This window comes from Streptomyces sp. NBC_01546 (assembly GCF_045208355.1).
Classification (GTDB): Bacteria; Actinomycetota; Actinomycetes; order Streptomycetales; family Streptomycetaceae; genus Streptomyces.
In genome coordinates, this window is sequence record NZ_CP109379.1 from 6,468,480 (window position 1) to 6,486,270 (window position 17,791).

Annotated in this window: 17 protein-coding genes; 13 read left to right on the top strand and 4 right to left on the bottom strand. The window is 70.1% G+C overall.

The annotated features are described in order from the left end of the window. Positions 1 to 32 precede the first annotated feature (32 nt). Together OHA89_RS29680 and OHA89_RS29685 are read right to left on the bottom strand one after the other, a co-directional pair. The gene (locus tag OHA89_RS29680; protein WP_215144333.1) at positions 33 to 1,262 is read right to left on the bottom strand and encodes a DUF349 domain-containing protein; all 1,230 of its coding nucleotides are present in this window, start codon (positions 1,260 to 1,262) and stop codon (positions 33 to 35) included. 194 nt (positions 1,263 to 1,456) lie between these two features. Beyond that, positions 1,457 to 2,239 (bottom strand): peptidylprolyl isomerase, encoded by a 783-nt coding sequence (locus OHA89_RS29685; protein ID WP_257557176.1) that lies wholly within the window; start codon positions 2,237 to 2,239, stop codon positions 1,457 to 1,459. A 153-nt stretch (positions 2,240 to 2,392) separates the two neighbouring features. Between OHA89_RS29685 and OHA89_RS29690 the strand changes: the two genes are divergently transcribed. From OHA89_RS29690 to OHA89_RS29710, 5 genes are all read left to right on the top strand, one after another. Beyond that, positions 2,393 to 3,106 (top strand): MBL fold metallo-hydrolase, encoded by a 714-nt coding sequence (locus OHA89_RS29690; RefSeq protein WP_266610772.1) that lies wholly within the window; start codon positions 2,393 to 2,395, stop codon positions 3,104 to 3,106. Between the two features lie 10 nt (positions 3,107 to 3,116). Next, positions 3,117 to 4,379 carry a histidine--tRNA ligase gene (hisS, locus tag OHA89_RS29695; protein WP_215144329.1) on the top strand — a complete coding sequence of 421 codons (1,263 nt, stop codon included), beginning with the start codon at positions 3,117 to 3,119 and terminating at the stop codon, positions 4,377 to 4,379. Positions 4,380 to 4,516: 137 nt separating this feature from the next. Next, positions 4,517 to 5,131, top strand: coding sequence for a vitamin K epoxide reductase family protein (locus OHA89_RS29700; protein WP_215144328.1), 615 nt, complete (start codon positions 4,517 to 4,519; stop codon positions 5,129 to 5,131). Between the two features lie 44 nt (positions 5,132 to 5,175). Next, the gene (locus OHA89_RS29705) at positions 5,176 to 6,528 is read left to right on the top strand and encodes a replication-associated recombination protein A (RefSeq protein WP_406367485.1); all 1,353 of its coding nucleotides are present in this window, start codon (positions 5,176 to 5,178) and stop codon (positions 6,526 to 6,528) included. Positions 6,529 to 6,776: 248 nt separating this feature from the next. Continuing rightward, positions 6,777 to 7,046, top strand: a complete 270-nt coding sequence (locus tag OHA89_RS29710) for a DUF1524 domain-containing protein (RefSeq protein WP_406368632.1) — start codon at positions 6,777 to 6,779, stop codon at positions 7,044 to 7,046. Here the strand turns inward: OHA89_RS29710 and OHA89_RS29715 are convergent. After that, on the bottom strand, positions 7,040 to 7,693 hold the full coding sequence (locus tag OHA89_RS29715) for a DUF2470 domain-containing protein (RefSeq protein WP_406367487.1): 654 nt from the start codon (positions 7,691 to 7,693) through the stop codon (positions 7,040 to 7,042). The two genes, OHA89_RS29710 and OHA89_RS29715, sit on opposite strands and share 7 nt — an antisense overlap. 286 nt (positions 7,694 to 7,979) lie before the next feature. Here OHA89_RS29715 and rpsD point away from each other — a divergent pair, with 286 nt between their 5' ends. Further along, positions 7,980 to 8,591, top strand: a complete 612-nt coding sequence (rpsD, locus tag OHA89_RS29720; RefSeq protein WP_150520470.1) for a 30S ribosomal protein S4 — start codon at positions 7,980 to 7,982, stop codon at positions 8,589 to 8,591. Positions 8,592 to 8,605: 14 nt separating this feature from the next. Here rpsD and OHA89_RS29725 read toward each other — a convergent pair whose 3' ends face one another. Then, positions 8,606 to 10,750 carry an AAA family ATPase gene (locus tag OHA89_RS29725; protein ID WP_266610777.1) on the bottom strand — a complete coding sequence of 715 codons (2,145 nt, stop codon included), beginning with the start codon at positions 10,748 to 10,750 and terminating at the stop codon, positions 8,606 to 8,608. A gap of 160 nt (positions 10,751 to 10,910) precedes the next feature. On the opposite strand from OHA89_RS29725, the gene OHA89_RS29730 reads away from it, so the two are divergent. From OHA89_RS29730 to OHA89_RS29760, 7 genes are all read left to right on the top strand, one after another. Next, on the top strand, positions 10,911 to 11,339 hold the full coding sequence (locus tag OHA89_RS29730) for a DUF948 domain-containing protein (protein ID WP_215144320.1): 429 nt from the start codon (positions 10,911 to 10,913) through the stop codon (positions 11,337 to 11,339). An 8-nt stretch (positions 11,340 to 11,347) separates the two neighbouring features. Continuing rightward, positions 11,348 to 11,716 carry a DUF6167 family protein gene (locus OHA89_RS29735; RefSeq protein WP_215144318.1) on the top strand — a complete coding sequence of 123 codons (369 nt, stop codon included), beginning with the start codon at positions 11,348 to 11,350 and terminating at the stop codon, positions 11,714 to 11,716. Continuing rightward, positions 11,716 to 14,385, top strand: a complete 2,670-nt coding sequence (gene alaS, locus OHA89_RS29740; RefSeq protein WP_266610780.1) for an alanine--tRNA ligase — start codon at positions 11,716 to 11,718, stop codon at positions 14,383 to 14,385. Before OHA89_RS29735 ends, alaS begins: the two co-directional genes overlap by 1 nt. A gap of 2 nt (positions 14,386 to 14,387) precedes the next feature. Then, positions 14,388 to 14,858 (top strand): Holliday junction resolvase RuvX, encoded by a 471-nt coding sequence (gene ruvX, locus OHA89_RS29745; protein WP_030387206.1) that lies wholly within the window; start codon positions 14,388 to 14,390, stop codon positions 14,856 to 14,858. Positions 14,859 to 14,936: 78 nt separating this feature from the next. Further along, a complete protein-coding gene (mltG, locus tag OHA89_RS29750) occupies positions 14,937 to 16,685 on the top strand; it encodes an endolytic transglycosylase MltG (protein ID WP_406367489.1) in 1,749 nt (582 codons plus the stop codon). Positions 16,686 to 16,691: 6 nt separating this feature from the next. Next, positions 16,692 to 17,516 (top strand): shikimate dehydrogenase, encoded by an 825-nt coding sequence (locus OHA89_RS29755; RefSeq protein WP_266610784.1) that lies wholly within the window; start codon positions 16,692 to 16,694, stop codon positions 17,514 to 17,516. A gap of 34 nt (positions 17,517 to 17,550) precedes the next feature. Then, positions 17,551 to 17,742, top strand: coding sequence for a hypothetical protein (locus OHA89_RS29760; RefSeq protein WP_406367491.1), 192 nt, complete (start codon positions 17,551 to 17,553; stop codon positions 17,740 to 17,742). Positions 17,743 to 17,791: the final 49 nt, after the last annotated feature.

Genomic DNA, 17,791 nt, shown 5'->3' on the forward strand with positions numbered 1-17,791 from the left:
CGGGGCCCTCGTGCGTGCACAGTGGCCAGTTCTCAGCCGCCGAACTCCTCCAGACCCTTCAGGGCCTGGTCCAGCAGGGCCTGACGGCCCTCCAGCTCGCGCGAGAGCTTGTCGGCCTTCGCGTTGTTGCCCGCGGCGCGCGCCGCGTCGATCTGCTCACGCAGCTTGTCGACCGCCGCCTGGAGCTGGCCCGTCAGACCGGCCGCACGCGCCCGAGCCTCCGGGTTCGTACGACGCCACTCGCCCTCCTCGGCCTCCTGGATGGCCCGCTCCACCGTGTGCATCCGGCCCTCGACCTTCGGCCGGGCGTCCCGCGGCACGTGGCCGATGGCCTCCCAGCGCTCGTTCAGGGTGCGGAACGCGGCACGGGCCGCCTTCAGGTCCGTGATCGGGACGAGCTTCTCGGCCTCGTCGGCCAGCTCCTCCTTCAGCTTCAGGTTCTCCCCCTGCTCGGCGTCGCGCTCCGCGAACACCTCGCTGCGCGCCGCGAAGAACACGTCCTGCGCACCGCGGAAACGGTTCCACAGGTCGTCCTCGGACTCGCGCTGAGCCCGGCCCGCCGCCTTCCAGTCCGCCATCAGGTCGCGGTAGCGGGCGGCCGTCGGACCCCAGTCGGTCGACTTCGACAGCGACTCGGCCTCGGCGACCAGCTTCTCCTTGACCTTGCGGGCATCCTCGCGCTGCGCGTCCAGCGAGGCGAAGTGCGCCTTGCGGCGCTTGGAGAACGCGGAGCGGGCGTGCGAGAAGCGGTGCCACAGCTCGTCGTCCGACTTGCGGTCCAGCCGGGGCAGACCCTTCCAGATGTCCACCAGGGCACGCAGCCGCTCGCCCGCGCTGCGCCACTGGTCGCTCTGCGCCAGCTGCTCGGCCTCGACGACCAGCGCGTCCTTGGCCGCGCGGGCCTCGTCGGTCTGCTTGGCCTTCTGGGCCTTGCGCTCCTCGCGCCGCGACTCGACGGTCTCGACCAGCTTGTCCAGCCGTACGCGCAGAGCGTCGAGGTCACCCACGGCATGGTGCTCGTCGACCTGCGTACGCAGGTGGTCGATCGCGGTCTGCGCGTCCTTGGCGGACAGATCGGTGGTCCGCACCCGCTTTTCGAGGAGGCCGATTTCGACCACCAGGCCCTCGTACTTGCGCTCGAAATAGGCCAGGGCCTCCTCAGGGGTGCCCGCCTGCCACGAACCGACGACTTTCTCGCCATCGGCAGTACGCACGTACACGGTGCCCGTCTCGTCGACTCGGCCCCACGGGTCGCTGCTCACAGCGCCTCCTCCACCTGATGCCTTGCGAGGGGTTCACCCCCTGGGCATCGTCCACAGTTTCCTGGGGCGGGCCGCGCCCGCCCTGCACAACGCCAACATAGGCGACCGCCGGGCCGGCTGTCCGCATCCCGCACGACGGAATATCGACGTACGGGCGGGATGCGGGCCGCAGGGCCCGGGGCGGCTGCTTCCGGTCAGTTCTGGGTGACGGTGCCCTTCTCGATCTTCACTTCGTTCTTCGGGGCCCCGTCCTGGCCGCCGTCGGCCGTACCGACCTTGGCGATGTCCTCCAGGACCTTCAGGCCCGCCGCGTCGATCTTGCCGAACGGGGTGTACGAAGGCGCCAGCGGGCTGTCCTTGTAGACCAGGAAGAACTGGCTGCCGCCCGAGCCGGGCTGGCCGGTGTTGGCCATCGCGACCGTGCCGGCCGGGTAGACCACCTGGCCCTGCTCGTTCGCCTTGCCCAGCGAGTCCAGGTTCTCGTCCGGGATCGTGTAGCCGGGGCCGCCCATGCCGGTGCCCTCCGGGTCGCCGCACTGGAGCACGAAGATCCCGCCCGACGTCAGCCGGTGGCACTTGGTGTTGTCGAAGTAGCCCTTGTCGGCGAGCGACTTGAAGGAGTTCACGGTCTGCGGGGTCTTCGCCGCGTCCATCGCGAAGTTGATGTCGCCCGCGCTGGTCTTCAGGGCGAAGGTGTACTTCGCCTTCTGGTCGATGGCCATCTCGGGCGACGGGGACTGCTTCGGCGACGGCGAGGCCGACGGGTTCGCGGCCGGGTCGGCCGCCTGGTCCTTCTTGTCCTTGTCGAACACGCCGCCCACGATGAGGCCGACCAGCGTCGCGACCACCACGGCCACCGCCGCGCCGATCATCGCCCCCCGTCGGCGCGTCTTCTGCCGGGCCTCGGCCCGGCGCTTCTGCTGGCGCTCGTACTTCTCCCTGGCGAGCTGTCGCCGCCGCTGATCGCTCGTGACCACCGGGTCGTCTCCTTGTGCGTCTCTGGTACCACTGTCCGGGCTGGGTTAGGCCGTACCGTATATGGGTTCGCTGTGTGATGAGGGGCGCCGGTAGGCTCTGAGCAGCAGCATTCCGATCTGCAGCCTCCCGCCGGACGACGATTGAGGACGAACGTGCTGATTGCCGGGTTCCCCGCCGGGGCCTGGGGGACCAACTGTTACCTGGTCGCCCCCGCCGCCGGTGAGGAGTGCGTGATCATCGACCCGGGCCACCAGGCCGTCCAGGGTGTCGAGGAGACGCTGAAGAAGCATCGGCTCAAGCCCGTCGCCGTCGTGCTGACCCATGGCCACATCGATCATGTGGCCTCGGTCGTCCCGGTGTGCGGAGCACACGACGTACCGGCCTGGATCCACCCCGAAGACCGCTACATGATGAGCGACCCGGAGAAGGCCCTCGGCCGCTCCATCGGGATGCCGCTCATGGGCGAGCTGACCGTGGGCGAGCCGGACGACGTCCGCGAGCTGACCGACGGCGCCGCCCTGAAGCTGGCCGGAATGGACTTCTCCGTGGCGCACGCGCCGGGGCATACCAAGGGGTCGGTGACCTTCCGGATGCCGGAGTCCCCGGACGTTCCGTCCGTGTTCTTCTCCGGTGATCTGCTCTTCGCCGGCTCCATCGGACGCACCGACCTGCCCGGCGGCTCCCACGCCGAGATGCTCGAGTCGCTGGGCCGTGTGTGCCTGCCGCTCGACGACTCGACCGTGGTGCTGTCCGGCCACGGTCCCCAGACCACCATCGGCCGCGAGCGCGCGACCAACCCGTATCTGCGGGAGGTCGCCGCGGGCCTGGCAGCGGACCCGACAGCCGCTCCACGACGAGGAATGTGACGAGAGTTTCGTGAGCACCTTCAAGGCCCCCAAGGGCACGTACGACCTGATCCCGCCGTACTCGGCCAAGTATCTGGCTGTCCGCGAGGCGATCTCCGGCCCGCTGCGCAAGTCCGGCTACGGATACATCGAGACGCCCGGTTTTGAGGACGTGGACCTCTTCGCGCGTGGTGTCGGTGAGTCCACCGACATCGTGACGAAGGAGATGTACACCCTCACGACCAAGGGCGGCGCGAACCTGGCGCTGCGCCCGGAAGGCACCGCCTCCGTGTTGCGCGCGGCGTTGGAGGCCAACCTGCACAAGGCCGGCGGCCTGCCGGTCAAGCTCTGGTACTCCGGCTCGTACTACCGCTACGAGCGCCCCCAGAAGGGCCGGTACAGGCACTTCTCGCAGGTCGGTGCAGAGGCCATCGGCGCCGAGGACCCGGCGCTGGACGCCGAGCTGATCATTCTGGCCGACCAGGCGTACCGCTCGCTGGGTCTGCGCAACTTCCGGATCCTGCTGAACTCGCTGGGCGACGCGGAATGCCGCCCGGTGTACCGGGAGGCGCTCCAGGGGTTCCTCCGGGGCCTGGACCTGGACGAGGAAACTCTGCGCAGGGCTGAGATCAACCCGCTGCGAGTGCTCGACGACAAGCGTGAGGCCGTTCAGAAGCAGCTGGTCGGCGCGCCGATGCTGCGGGACTACCTGTGTGACGCGTGCAAGGCGTACCACTCGGAGGTCCGTGAGCTGATCACTGCTGCGGGCGTGGTCTTCGAGGACGACGAGAAGCTGGTGCGCGGGCTGGACTACTACACCCGCACCACCTTCGAGTTCGTCCACGACGGTCTGGGCTCGCAGTCCGCGGTGGGCGGCGGCGGCCGCTACGACGGCCTGTCCGAGATGATCGGCGGACCGGCGCTGCCGTCGGTGGGCTGGGCGCTCGGTGTGGACCGCACGGTGCTGGCGCTCGAGGCCGAGGGCGTGGAGCTGGACATCCCGGCTGCTACCAGCGTCTTCGCGATCGCGCTGAGCGACGAGGCCCGGAAGGTGCTCTTCGGGGCTGTCACCGAGCTGCGCAAGGCGGGCGTCGCGGCCGACTTCTCGTACGGTTCGAAGGGCCTCAAGAGCCACATGAAGAACGCCAATCGGTCCGGAGCGCCGTTCACCGTCGTCGCGGGCGAGCGTGACCTTGCCGAGGGCGTCGTCCAGCTGAAGGACATGGAGTCCGGCGAGCAGACGGCCGTGCCCGTCGCCGACCTGGTCGCCACCGTGCAGGCCCGGCTGGTCTGACGGTCGGTTCCTGCCGGAAGGGCGGGACGGGGAATCCCCCGTCCCGCCCTTCCTTATCTCCATCGAACGGTGAACACACAGCCCCGTACGGCACAATGGCCGGTGCTTGTTGACCTTGCAGATGTGGAGCGGGCGGTATGACGACACGAGGTACGGACGCGGACGCCGCCCCGAAGACGATCGGGGGCAGTCGGGCGCTGGCCCTGCTGCTGGTGATCACGGGGGCCGCGGGTCTCCTCGCCGCCTGGGTGATCACGATCGACAAGTTCAAGCTGCTCGAGGACCCGAACTTCACCCCCGGCTGCAGCCTGAACCCGATCGTCTCCTGCGGCAACATCATGAAGAGCGACCAGGCCGCCGTCTTCGGCTTCCCGAACCCCATGCTCGGACTGGTCGCCTACGGCATGGTGATCTGCGTCGGCATGAGCCTGCTCGCCGGCGCCCGGTTCCGCCGCTGGTACTGGCTGACGCTGAACGCGGGAACCCTCTTCGGCGTCGTGTTCTGCGCCTGGCTGACCTACCAGTCGCTGTACAACATCAACTCGCTCTGCCTGTGGTGCTGCCTGGCCTGGGTCGCCACGATCGTGATGTTCTGGTACGTCACCTCGCACAACGTGCGCCAGGGGCTGCTGCCCGCGCCGGGCTGGCTGAAGAGCTTCTTCGACGAGTTCACCTGGGTGCTCCCGGTGCTGCACATCGGGATCATCGGGATGCTCGTCCTGACGCGCTGGTGGGACTTCTGGACCTCCTGACCGGGGGCGGCGGGACTGTCGGTGGCCTCGCATAGGCTTCCGGTGTGGAACCAGACCTGTTCACCGCCGCTGCCGAAGACCGCCAGGAGAAGGACCCCTCGACCTCTCCGCTCGCCGTCCGGATGCGCCCGCGCACCCTGGACGAGGTCGTCGGCCAGCAGCACCTGCTGAAGCCCGGATCACCGCTGCGGCGGCTGGTCGGGGAAGGGGCCGGAGGCCCCGCCGGTGCCTCCTCGGTGATCCTCTGGGGCCCACCGGGCATCGGAAAGACGACCCTCGCCTATGTGGTCAGCCAGGCCACGAAGAAACGGTTCGTGGAGCTGTCCGCCATCACGGCGGGCGTCAAAGAGGTACGGGCGGTCATCGAGGGCGCGAAGCGCGCGGCCGGCGGCTACGGCAAGGACACCGTCCTCTTCCTCGACGAGATCCACCGCTTCAGCAAGGCACAGCAGGACTCGCTGCTCCCTGCCGTCGAGAACCGCTGGGTGACGCTGATCGCGGCCACCACCGAGAACCCGTACTTCTCGATCATCTCTCCGCTGCTGTCGCGCTCCCTGCTGCTGACGCTGGAGCCGCTGACGGACGAGGACCTGAGCGCGCTGATGCGGCGGGCACTGACGGAGGAGCGGGGCCTGGGCGGGGCGGTCACCCTGCCCGCGGACGCCGAGGCGCACCTGCTGCGGATCGCCGGCGGCGACGCCCGGCGGGCGCTCACCGCGCTGGAGGCGGGGGCCGGGTCGGCCATCGCCAAGGGCGAGGAGGAGATCACCCTCCAGACGGTGGAGGAAGCGGTCGACCGCGCCGCCGTCCGGTACGACCGGGACGGCGACCAGCACTACGACGTGGCGAGCGCACTGATCAAGTCGATCCGCGGCTCGGACGTGGACGCGGCGCTGCACTATCTGGCCCGGATGATCGAGGCGGGGGAGGACCCGCGGTTCATCGCGCGACGCCTGATGATCTCGGCGAGCGAGGACATCGGCCTGGCGGACCCGACGGCCCTGCCGCTCGCGGTGGCCGCGGCCCAGGCGGTGGCGATGATCGGCTTCCCGGAGGCCGCGCTGACCCTCTCGCACGCCACGATCGCGCTGGCGCTCGCCCCGAAGTCGAACACCGCCACGACCGCGATCGGCGCGGCGCTGGCCGACGTACGGGCCGGGCTGGCGGGTACGGTCCCGTCGCACCTGCGGGACGGGCACTACAAGGGCGCGGCCAAGCTGGGGCATGCGCAGGGGTACGTGTACCCGCACGATGTGCCGGGGGGCATCGCCGCCCAGCAGTACGCGCCGGATGCGGTGCACGGGAAGCGGTACTACGAGCCGACGCGGTACGGGGCCGAGGCGCGGTACGCGGATGTGGTGGAGAAGGTCCGGGAGAGGCTCCGCGGCGGATCCTGACCTGCGGCGTAGGCTCCGATCATGGGACGCCGTGCTCCGTTCATCGCCCTGGCGGCGATGTTCCTGGTCAGTGGGTGCCATCACGACGATCCTGCGCCCGGCCGGGTTCGGGCTGGCCGGGCTGAAGGCCGAGTGGGGCAAGAACTGGGAGACGTACGAGCGGGAGAACTTCGGCAGGTACTGGTCGGACGAGACCGACGGCGTCGGCGGGCGCAACGGCGCAGATCCAGACCGACCACGTCGTCGCGCTGGGCGCCGCCTGGCGGGGCGGCGCGTACGCCTGGACCCCGCAGCGCAGGCTCGACTACGCCAACGACCTCGATGTGCTGCTCGCCGTGGACAAGCAGACCAACTACGACAAGAGCAGCAAGACGGCCGACAAGTGGAAGCCGCCCCTCAAGACGTACTGGTGCGAGTACGCCCGCCGCTACACCGGGATCAAGGCCAAGTACCGGCTGTCCGTGACCGCGCCCGAGAAGCTCGCGCTCCAGGAGATGCTCGGCACCTGCCCTCAGTGACCAGCCGCCGAGAAGAGGGTCCGCATCGCACGGCGCAGGCCGCAGATGTCCGCCACCGGTTCGGGGAAGTCGAAGCGGGCGTCGAAGGAACCGGTCGCGCCGCCCGTGAAGCGCACGCGCAGGCCGAGGCGGTCCAGGGCGAGCGGGGTGGCGGTCATGCCGTCCGCCTCCCGCGAGCCCAGCAGGCCGCACAGCTCCCCGATCCGGTCGGAGTGCGATGAGGTCAGGTGCTGGAGGAGCTCCGCCTCGTGGGCGGAGATCGGGTCCGGCTCCGCCGCGGCGAAGTCGTCCGGGTCCACGTGCTCGGCGCCCCACAGGTCGTCCACCGAGATCTCGCCGACCTCCAGGCGGAGCATCACCCATGCGGGGCGGCCGGCCATCCCCAGCAGCTCGCCCACCGGCCGGCGGTCCGCCAGCAGCGCCGCGCAGGCCGCGCGCTCGGCCCCGCGCACCTGCGTCAGCCACCCGGTCAGCCAGGCGCGGCCTCGGATACGATGTGGCACGGACACCGGCGCCACATCCGTGATCTCGATCACGGCGGTGAGGTCGTCGTCCTGGGCGTGAGCGGCTGCCCTGGCAGCCGCGGATTCCCCGGAAACAAGGAGAATCACGTCCCCGTCCGGGGTGACGGTCCGTGCGACCGGCATCCCTGTCCCGAAGTCGTCGGATCCGTGACTGTCACGAGCACCCGGCAGCGTGAGGGATACTGAGGCGTTGGACTCTACGAGGGTTCGTACGCGTTCGGCTCCGGTGAGCTGCCGAACGCCTTCCCTGGGACGCGGCTGACCTTGCCAATCGTCGTCGAAAGCAGATCCTGTTTCGTTTGGATCTGAACTTCGACGCGCACTGGGCAGGGGGATCCCATGTGGTCGAGACATTACGTCCTCCTCGCTAAGGTAAGCCTCACCTAACTTACATGGAGGTAGGTTCCACGTGAACCAGAAGCGACCCAAGGTCAAGAAGTCGCGTGCCCTCGGCATTGCGCTGACCCCGAAGGCCGTCAAGTACTTCGAGGCCCGCCCCTACCCGCCGGGCGAGCACGGCCGTGGCCGCAAGCAGAACTCGGACTACAAGGTTCGTCTGCTCGAGAAGCAGCGTCTGCGCGCTCAGTACGACATCTCTGAGCGTCAGATGGCCCGCGCGTACGACCGCGCCAAGAAGGCCGAAGGCAAGACGGGCGAGGCGCTGGTCGTCGAGCTCGAGCGTCGTCTCGACGCCCTGGTTCTGCGTTCGGGCATCGCCCGCACCATCTACCAGGCCCGCCAGATGGTCGTTCACGGCCACATCGAGGTCAACGGTGGCAAGGTCGACAAGCCGTCGTTCCGTGTCCGCCCGGACGACGTCGTGACCGTGCGCGAGCGCAGCCGCGAGAAGGTTCCGTTCCAGGTTGCCCGTGAGGGTGGCTACGCAGGCGAGGGCGAGACCCCGCGCTACCTGCAGGTCAACCTGAAGGCCCTGGCCTTCCGCCTGGACCGCGACCCGAACCGCAAGGAAATCCCGGTCATCTGCGACGAGCAGCTCGTCGTCGAGTACTACGCCCGCTGATGCAGGCATAGGCCTCACAGGCTGGTGGAAACCCGCCGTCCCCTTCGGGGGCGGCGGGTTTTTCCGTCCTCCGGACTCCCGGGCCCGCGCTGCGCCCGTACGACCACGGCCTCCCGGCTCAGCCCCCGCCCCTCGGCCGCGTACGCCGCATACCGCTCGGCGCCCAGCAGCTCACCCGCCCGCTCCTGGCACATCAGCCGCGGCGCGTTGAAGTACCCCGAGCCGAACAGCTGCAGGCCCACCCCGCCCCACATCGGCTCCGCCGCGCCCTGGAGCACCGCCGCCTCCTCCGGATCGCCCTCCGCGACCGCGACCAGCGCGAGCAGCTCCAGCGCCAGGACCAGCCCCACCAGGTCGTGGAAGGCGTGGTTGATCGCCACGCACTCGGTCAGCAGCTGCCGCGCCTCGTCCACCGCCCCCGCGTCCAGGGCCGCGTACGCGAGGACGTACAGGGCGTAGGCCTTGGTCCAGCGCTCCCCGCGCTCCTCGCAGATCTCCCGGACCTCCCGGCACAGCGCGAGCGCCGCGGCGGGCTCCCCCTGGAAGGCCAGCGTCAGTGCCAGCTCCACCTGGCACATCAGCACGTTGCTGTTCAGCTCCCCGGCCTCCCGGTACCGCTCCAGTGCCTGGCCCAGCAGCTCCCCGGCCCGCGCCATGTCGTCCGAGACCAGCGCCAGACAGCCCAGCCGGTGCACCGCGTACGCCGTCGCGAGGGGGTTTCCGCTGCGCGCCGCCGCGTCCCGGCACTCGTACAGCGCGCTCATGGAGGCCACCCCGTCCCCCTGGAGCGCCGCGACGTACCCCAGCACCCACAGCGCCTTCAGCCGCGAGTTCTCGTACTCCGCCGGCCGGTCCGAGTCCTCCAGGGCCCGGTCCAGCCAGTGCCGGCCCTCCGTGAGGCGGCCGCAGCCCGCCCAGTAGAACCACAGGGTCCCCGCCAGGTACTGGCCCAGGTGGACCTCGTCCGGCTCGTCCAGGGAGCACTCCAGCGCCAGGCGGAGGTTCGGCAGCTCCGTCTCCACCAGCGCCGCCACCTCCTCCTGGCGCGGACTGAACCAGTCCAGCTCGCACCAGGTCGCCAGGCCCACGTACCAGTCCCGGTGCCGCCGCCGCAGCCGGCCGGCGTCACCCAGCGACTCCAGCCAGCCCGCCCCGTACACCCGTACGGTCTCCAGCATTCGGTAGCGCACCCCGGCCGGCGTCTCCTCCCGGAGCAGGAGGGACTGGGCGAGGAGCTCGCCGACCAGGTCCAGCACGCTCTCCACCGGCAGGTCCGGACCCGCGCACACGTACTCGGCGGCATCTAGGTCGAAGTGTCCGGCGAACACCGACAGCCGCGCCCACAGCAGCCGCTCCGCGGCCGTGCACAGCTCGTGGCTCCAGCCGATCGCCGTACGAAGCGCCCGGTGCCGGGGGAGCGCCCCGCGAGAGCCTCCCGTCAGCAGGGCGAAGCGGTCCTCCAGCCGCGCCAGCACCTGCGCGGGGGACAGCGCCCGCAGCCGGCCCGCCGCGAGCTCCAGGGCGAGCGGGATCCCGTCGAGGCGGGCGCACAGCTCGGTCAGCTCGGCGCGGTTCGCCTCGGTCACCGCGAAGGCAGGGTCGGCGGCGCGGGCCCGGGCCGCCAGCAGGGCCAGCGCCTCCTCCGGGGCCGGCGGGGCCAGCGGGAAGGTCTGTTCCCCGTCCAGGGCCAGCGGCCGCCGGCCCGCCGCGAGCACCCGCAGGCCGGGGGAGCCGCGCAGCAGCTCCCGTACCAGCTCGGCCGCCTCGTCGACCAGCTGCTCGAAGCCGTCCAGGACCAGCAGCAGGCGCCGCCCGGCCAGGTGCTCGGCCAGTACGGTCCTGGGCGGCCGGGTGGTGTGATCGGTCAGCCCGAGCCCCTCCGAAACGGTCAGCTCGAGCAGCGACGGATCCCGTACGGTCGCCAGTTCGACCAGCCACACCCCGTCGCAGTAGCGTTCCTGCGCCTCCGCCGCGGCCGACCGGGCCGCCGCGAGCACCAGCCGGGACTTGCCCACCCCGCCCACGCCGGTCACCGTCACCAGCCGCGAGGACTCCAGGAGCCGCCCCAGCTCGGACAGTTCGGTACCCCGCCCGACGAACCCGCCCAGCTCCGAGGGAAGATTGCCCCAGGCCGTATTTTGAAGGGGTCTCTGTCGCATGGGACACGGAGGGTACTGGTCCGGAAGCTCTGCGTACAAGGCGGGCCCGGCCGACCCGGAATTCCGGTACGGCCGGGGAGCTCCGGCGCGATAGGGTCGGAAGGCCATTTGTAGGAATCAGTACGCGAGCAGTTCAAGTACAGACAGAGAGCGGTGTGACGTGTCCGGTGGAGAGGTGGCCGGGATCCTCGTGGCCGTCTTCTGGGCCATCCTGGTCTCCTTCCTCGCCGTGGCACTGGCGAGGCTGGCGCAGGTGCTCAAGGCGACCACCAAGCTGGTGGCCGACGTGACCGAACAGGCCGTCCCGCTGCTGGCAGACGCCTCCACGACCGTCCGCTCCGCGCGCACCCAGCTGGACCGGGTCGACGCCATCGCGAGCGACGTCCAGGAGGTCACCTCCAACGCCTCCGCGCTGTCCTCCACCGTGGCCTCCGCCTTCGGGGGACCGCTGGTCAAGGTCGCGGCCTTCGGCTACGGCGTCCGCAAGGCGCTCGGCCGGACGGACGAGGCGCCCGCGAAGACCACCCGACGGACCGTGATCGTCGGCCGTACCGTGCCGGCGGCCCGACGCCGGAAGCAGAAGGGCTGAGACCTCCGATGTTCCGCCGAGCCTTCTGGTTCACCGCAGGCGCCGCCGCCGGTGTGTGGGCCACCACCAAGGTCAACCGCCAGCTCAAGAAGCTGACGCCGGAAAGCCTTGCCGCCCAGGCCGCCGACAAGGCGCTGGAGGCGGGTCACCGCCTCAAGGACTTCGCCCTCGACGTCAAGGCGGGAATGACGCAGCGCGAGGACGAGCTGAACGACGCACTGGGACTCCGCCAGGATCCCGACCGGCCCGACAACGTCACCGCCCTCCCCGGGCAGCGGCGGCTGCGGGCCATCGAGAACGACCCGCACGCGTACGACAAGACCACCCACCGCCCGAACCACTCGGCGGTTACGTACAACCGGAATGAGGACCACTGATGGAGTCGGCTGAAATCCGCCGCCGCTGGCTGAGCTTCTTCGAGGAGCGCGGTCACGCCGTTGTCCCTTCGGCGTCGCTCATCGCGGACGACCCGACTCTGCTGCTGGTCAACGCGGGCATGGTCCCCTTCAAGCCGTACTTCCTCGGCGAGACCAAGCCCCCGGCCCCCCGTGCCACCAGCGTGCAGAAGTGCGTCCGTACGCCGGACATCGAAGAGGTCGGCAAGACCACCCGCCACGGCACGTTCTTCCAGATGTGCGGCAACTTCTCCTTCGGCGACTACTTCAAGGAAGGCGCCATCAAGTACGCCTGGGAGCTGCTGACCAGCTCCGTGGCGGACGGCGGCTACGGCCTCGAGCCCGAGAAGCTCTGGATCACCGTCTACCTCGACGACGACGAGGCCGAGCAGATCTGGCGCGAGAAGATCGGCGTGCCGGCCGAGCGCATCCAGCGCCTGGGCAAGAAGGACAACTTCTGGTCCATGGGCGTCCCCGGCCCCTGCGGCCCGTGCTCGGAGATCAACTACGACCGCGGCCCGGAGTTCGGCGTCGAGGGCGGCCCGGCCGTCAACGACGAGCGCTACGTGGAGATCTGGAACCTGGTCTTCATGCAGTACGAGCGCGGCGCCGGTGACGGGAAGGAAGACTTCCCGATCCTCGGCGACCTGCCGTCGAAGAACATCGACACGGGTCTGGGCCTCGAGCGTCTCGCCATGATCCTGCAGGGCGTGCAGAACATGTACGAGACCGACACCCTGCGCGTGGTCATGGACAAGGCCACCGAGCTGACCGGTGTGCAGTACGGCGCCGCGCAGGGCACCGACGTGTCCATGCGCGTGGTCGCCGACCACATCCGCACCTCCGTCATGCTCATCGGCGACGGCGTCACCCCCGGCAACGAGGGCCGCGGGTACGTGCTGCGCCGCATCATGCGCCGCGCCATCCGCAACATGCGCCTCATGGGCGCCACGGGTCCGGTCGTCCAGGACCTCGTCGACGTCGTGATCACCACGATGGGGCAGCAGTACCCGGAGCTGGTCACCGACCGCAAGCGCATCGAGACCGTCGCGCTCGCCGAAGAGGCCGCCTTCCTCAAGGCCGTCAAGGGTGGCACCAACATCCTCGACACCGCCGTGACCGAGACCAAGGCCGCCGGCGGCACGGTCCTCCCCGGCGACAAGGCGTTCCTGCTCCACGACACCTGGGGCTTCCCGATCGACCTCACCCTGGAGATGGCCGCCGAGCAGGGCCTCTCCGTGGACGAGCCCGGCTTCCGCCGCCTGATGCAGGAGCAGCGCGACCGCGCCAAGGCCGACGCCAAGGCCAAGAAGACCGGCCACGCGGACATGTCCGCCTACCGGGAGATCGCCGACGGCTCCGGCGCCACCGAGTTCACCGGCTACGCCACCACCCAGGGCGAGTCCACCATCGTCGGCCTGCTGGTCAACGGCGTCTCCGCGCCCGCCGCCTCCGAGGGCGACGAGGTCGAGGTCGTCCTCGACCGCACCCCCTTCTACGCCGAGGGCGGCGGCCAGCTCGCCGACCAGGGCCGCATCAAGCTCGACTCGGGCGCCGTCATCGTCGTCCGCGACGTGCAGCAGCCGGTCCCGGGCGTCTCCGTGCACAAGGGCTCCGTCCAGGTCGGCGAGGTGACGGTGGGCGCCAACGCGTACGCCGCCATCGACATCAACCGCCGCCGGGCCATCGCCCGCGCCCACTCCGCCACGCACCTGACGCACCAGGCGCTGCGCGACGCGCTGGGCCCGACGGCCGCCCAGGCCGGTTCCGAGAACTCGCCGGGCCGCTTCCGCTTCGACTTCGGTTCGCCGAACGCCGTCCCCGGCTCGGTCCTCACCGACGTCGAGCAGAAGATCAACGACGTGCTCTCGCGCGAGCTGGACGTCACCGCCGAGATCATGAGCATCGACGAGGCGAAGAAGCAGGGCGCCATCGCCGAGTTCGGCGAGAAGTACGGCGAGCGCGTGCGCGTCGTCACCATCGGCGACTTCTCCAAGGAGCTGTGCGGCGGCACGCACGTCGGCAACACCTCCCAGCTGGGTCTGGTGAAGCTGCTCGGCGAGTCCTCCATCGGCTCCGGCGTGCGCCGCGTCGAGGCCCTGGTGGGCGTGGACGCGTACAACTTCCTCGCCAAGGAGCACACGGTCGTCGCCCAGCTCCAGGAGCTGGTCAAGGGCCGTCCGGAGGAGCTGCCGGAGAAGATCGCCTCCATGCTCGGCAAGCTGAAGGACGCCGAGAAAGAGATCGAGAAGTTCCGCGCGGAGAAGGTCCTCCAGGCCGCCGCCGGGCTCGCCCAGAACGCCCAGGACATCCACGGTGTCGCCCTCGTCGTCGGCCAGGTGCCGGACGGCACCGGCGCCGACGACCTGCGCAAGCTGGTCCTGGACGTCCGCGGCCGCATCCCGGGTGACCGCCCGGCCGTCGTGGCCCTGTTCACCGTGGCGGGTGGCCGCCCGCTGACCGTCATCGCCACCAACGAGGCGGCCCGCGAGCGCGGTCTCAAGGCCGGCGACCTGGTCCGTACGGCCGCCAAGACCCTCGGTGGCGGCGGTGGCGGCAAGCCGGACGTCGCGCAGGGCGGCGGCCAGAACCCGGGCGCCATCCCGGAGGCCATCAGCGCCGTCGAGCGTCTCGTCGTAGAGACGGCCTGACGATGACTCTGCGCCGCGGCCGCCGGCTGGCGATCGACGTCGGGGACGCCCGGATCGGGGTCGCCTCGTGCGACCCCGATGGGGTCCTCGCCACACCGGTGGAAACGGTCCCGGGCCGGGACATCCCCTTCGCCCACCGGCGGCTGCGGCAGCTCGTCGAGGAGTACGAGCCCCTCGAAGTCGTGGTCGGCCTGCCCCGCTCGCTCAGCGGGCGGGAGGGTCCGGCCGCGGCCAAGGTGCGCGTCTTCGCGAACGAACTGGCGAAGGGCATCAAGCCGGTGACGGTCCGTCTGGTGGACGAGCGGATGACCACGGTCACCGCCGCCCAGGGCCTGCGCGCCTCCGGCAAGAACGCGAAGAAGGGCAGGTCGGTCATCGACCAGGCAGCCGCCGTGGTGATCCTTCAGAACGCTCTTGAGACCGAACGGGTATCAGGTAATCCGCCTGGCGAGTGCGTCGAAGTGGTTGTCTGATCGCGATACGGTAACGTTCCGCGCGATGAGACGGCATTCGAACAGCCGTCGCCTTCGTCTCGCGGCTCTAGGGGACCGATGACTGAGTATGGCCGGGGCCGTGGTCCCGAACCGTGGCACCCTGAGGATCCCCTGTACGGGGACCAGGGGTGGACCGGGCACCAGACCCAGCAGGGCCAGGCGCCGTACGCCGATCCGCAGCAGGGGTATCCGCAGGAGCAGCAGTACCAGCAGCAGTACCCCGAGCAGCAGCAGTACGCGCAGCAGCCGCAGTACGAGCAGCAGTACCCGCAGCAAGGGCAGTACCCGCAGCAGGGGCAGTTTCAGCAGCAGGAGCAGTACCAGCAGCAGCAGGGGCAGTACCCGCAGCAGTACGCGCAGCAGCAGGCCTATGCCCCGCAGGCCCCCCAGCAGCCGATGTACGACTCCCAGGGCTGGGACACCGGCACGGGCCAGTACGCGGTTCCCGCGTCGGCCGACCCGTACGCGGGCGCGGACCCGTACGCCCAGCAGGCCGTCGCGAGCTACCCGGGCGAGGCCCCTGACCTGTACGCCACGCCGGAAGCCTTCCCTCCGCCGCAGCCCCCCGGCCGGCGTCACCTGGAGCCGGAACCGGTCGAGGAGGAGGAGCCCGAGAGCGGCTTCTTCGCCGGCGGCGGTCGCGACGGCGACGGTGACGGCGAAGGCGACGAGCCCGGCGGCGGTCGCAGGGGCGGCCGCTCGAAGGGCGGTGAGCCCAAGAAGCGCAGCGGCGCCGCGTGTCTGATCGCCACGCTGGTGATCGTGGGCGTGCTCGGCGGTGGCGGCTACTACGGCTACAGCTACCTCAAGGACAGGTTCGCCACGGCCGAGGACTACGCGGGCGAGGGCACCGGCGAGACGGTCGACGTCGAGATCCCCAAGGGCTCCACCCTGGCCACGATGGGCAACATCCTCAAGAAGCACGGCATCGTGGCGAGCGTGGAGGCGTTCACGACCGCCGCCGACGTCAACCCCAAGGGCAAGTCCATTCAGCCGGGCGTCTACCCGATGAAGAAGAAGATGTCGGGTGCGGCCGCCGTCGCGCTGATGATCGACCCCAGCAAGCTGAACGTCATCACCATCACCGAGGGCATGCGCAACGCCAAGGTGTACGAGGCGATCGACAAGAAGCTGGGCAAGCCGGACGGCACCACCAAGGACATTGCCCTGCGCGATGCCAAGAACCTCGGACTGCCGGCCTGGGCCGGCAACAATCCGAAGCTCATGGACCCGCTCGAGGGCTTCCTGTACCCGGCGCGCTACGACCTCGGCAAGGACAGCACCCCCGAGTCCCTGCTCAAGCAGATGGTCAAGAACGCGTCCGACAAGTACTCGGAGCTGGGCGTCGAGGGCAAGGCCAAGGAGCTCGGCCTGGAGAACCCGCTCCAGGTGGTCACGGTCGCCAGCCTCGTCAACGCCGAGGGCAAGAACCACGACGACTTCCGGAAGATGTCCGAGGTCGTCTACAACCGCCTGAAGAAGACCAACGACGTCACGAACCGGAAGATCCAGTTCGACTCGACGTACAACTACGCCAAGGGCCAGAGCGAGATCAACTTCAACCTCAAGGAAGCCCAGGCGTTCAACAACCCCTACAACACGCACTTCATCACGGGACTGCCCGTCGGCCCGATCGGGAACCCGGGCATGGACGCGCTGACCGCTACGCTCAACCCGGACCACGGCGGATGGATGTTCTTCGTGTCGGTCGACGGCAACACGACGACCTTCACCCAGACCTACGAAGAGCACCTCAAGCTCGTCGACGAGTTCCAGGAACGGCAGAAGCAGAAGAACGGCGGGTAGCAGGACATGTCAGGGATACGGGCCGCGGTGCTGGGTTCGCCCATCGAGCACTCCCTCTCGCCGGTGCTGCACCGCGCCGCTTACCGGGAGCTCGGCCTCGCCGACTGGTCGTACGACCGCTTCGAGATCGACGAGGCCGCGCTCCCGGGGTTCATCGCCGGACTCGGCCCCGAGTGGGCCGGGCTGTCGCTGACGATGCCGCTGAAGCGGGCGGTCATCCCGCTGCTCGACGGCATCAGCAACACGGCCGCCTCCGTCGAGGCGGTCAACACGGTGGTCTTCACGAAGGACGGCCGCCGGCTCGGCGACAACACCGACATCCCCGGCATCGTCGCCGCGCTCGACGAGCGCGGCATCGACAAGGTGCCGTCCGCGGCCATCCTCGGCGCCGGGGCCACCGCCTCCTCGGCGCTGGCCGCCCTCTCGCGGATCTGCACCGGCGAGGTCACGGCGTACGTGCGTTCGCAGGCCCGCGCCGACGAGATGCGGCAGTGGGGCGCGCGGCTCGGGGTCACCGTCCGCACGGCCGACTGGTCCGAGGCGGCCGAGGCGCTTGCCGCGCCGCTGGTCATCGCGACCACCCCGGCCGGGGCCACCGACGAACTGGCCGCCGCGGTACCCGCCGCCCCCGGCACGCTCTTCGACGTCCTCTACGACCCCTGGCCGACCGCCCTCGCGGCGTCCTGGTCGCAGCGGGGCGGCACGGTCATCGGCGGCCTGGACCTCCTGGTCCACCAGGCCGTGCTCCAGGTCGAGCAGATGACGGGACGGACCCCCGGCCCGCTCGCCGCCATACGGGCCGCCGGAGAGCGGGCGCTCGCCGCCCGTTAGGCTTTCCGCCTTCGCAGTTGATCATGGGGGCGGCATGGACCAGACCGGAACCGACCAGATACTCGCGTCGAAGTGGGACCTGCCCTTCGTCGTCATCGCCACGCTCAGAGTGGCCTTCGGCGACCTGCCGCTGTGGGCGAAGCTCACCGTGTGCGGAATCGTCGGCTCCCTCGCCGTGTGGACCGTGGTCACCTGGCTCCGCGAGCGCCGTCGCAGGGCCACCTGACGGTCAAGCCGTCCGATAGCTGGACTCGAGGCCGGTTTGCGTGCCCGGA

What these genes read in the sequence shown, in the direction of transcription:
- ruvX (WP_030387206.1), top strand. Translation starts at nt 14,388, where the DNA reads ATGACTCTGCGCCGCGGCCGCCGGCTGGCGATCGACGTCGGGGACGCC.
- OHA89_RS29700 (WP_215144328.1), top strand. Translation starts at nt 4,517, where the DNA reads ATGACGACACGAGGTACGGACGCGGACGCCGCCCCGAAGACGATCGGG.
- OHA89_RS29760 (WP_406367491.1), top strand. Translation starts at nt 17,551, where the DNA reads ATGGACCAGACCGGAACCGACCAGATACTCGCGTCGAAGTGGGACCTG.
- OHA89_RS29725 (WP_266610777.1), bottom strand. Translation starts at nt 10,750, where the DNA reads ATGCGACAGAGACCCCTTCAAAATACGGCCTGGGGCAATCTTCCCTCG.
- OHA89_RS29715 (WP_406367487.1), bottom strand. Translation starts at nt 7,693, where the DNA reads ATGCCGGTCGCACGGACCGTCACCCCGGACGGGGACGTGATTCTCCTT.
- mltG (WP_406367489.1), top strand. Translation starts at nt 14,937, where the DNA reads ATGACTGAGTATGGCCGGGGCCGTGGTCCCGAACCGTGGCACCCTGAG.
- alaS (WP_266610780.1), top strand. Translation starts at nt 11,716, where the DNA reads ATGGAGTCGGCTGAAATCCGCCGCCGCTGGCTGAGCTTCTTCGAGGAG.
- OHA89_RS29735 (WP_215144318.1), top strand. Translation starts at nt 11,348, where the DNA reads ATGTTCCGCCGAGCCTTCTGGTTCACCGCAGGCGCCGCCGCCGGTGTG.
- OHA89_RS29755 (WP_266610784.1), top strand. Translation starts at nt 16,692, where the DNA reads ATGTCAGGGATACGGGCCGCGGTGCTGGGTTCGCCCATCGAGCACTCC.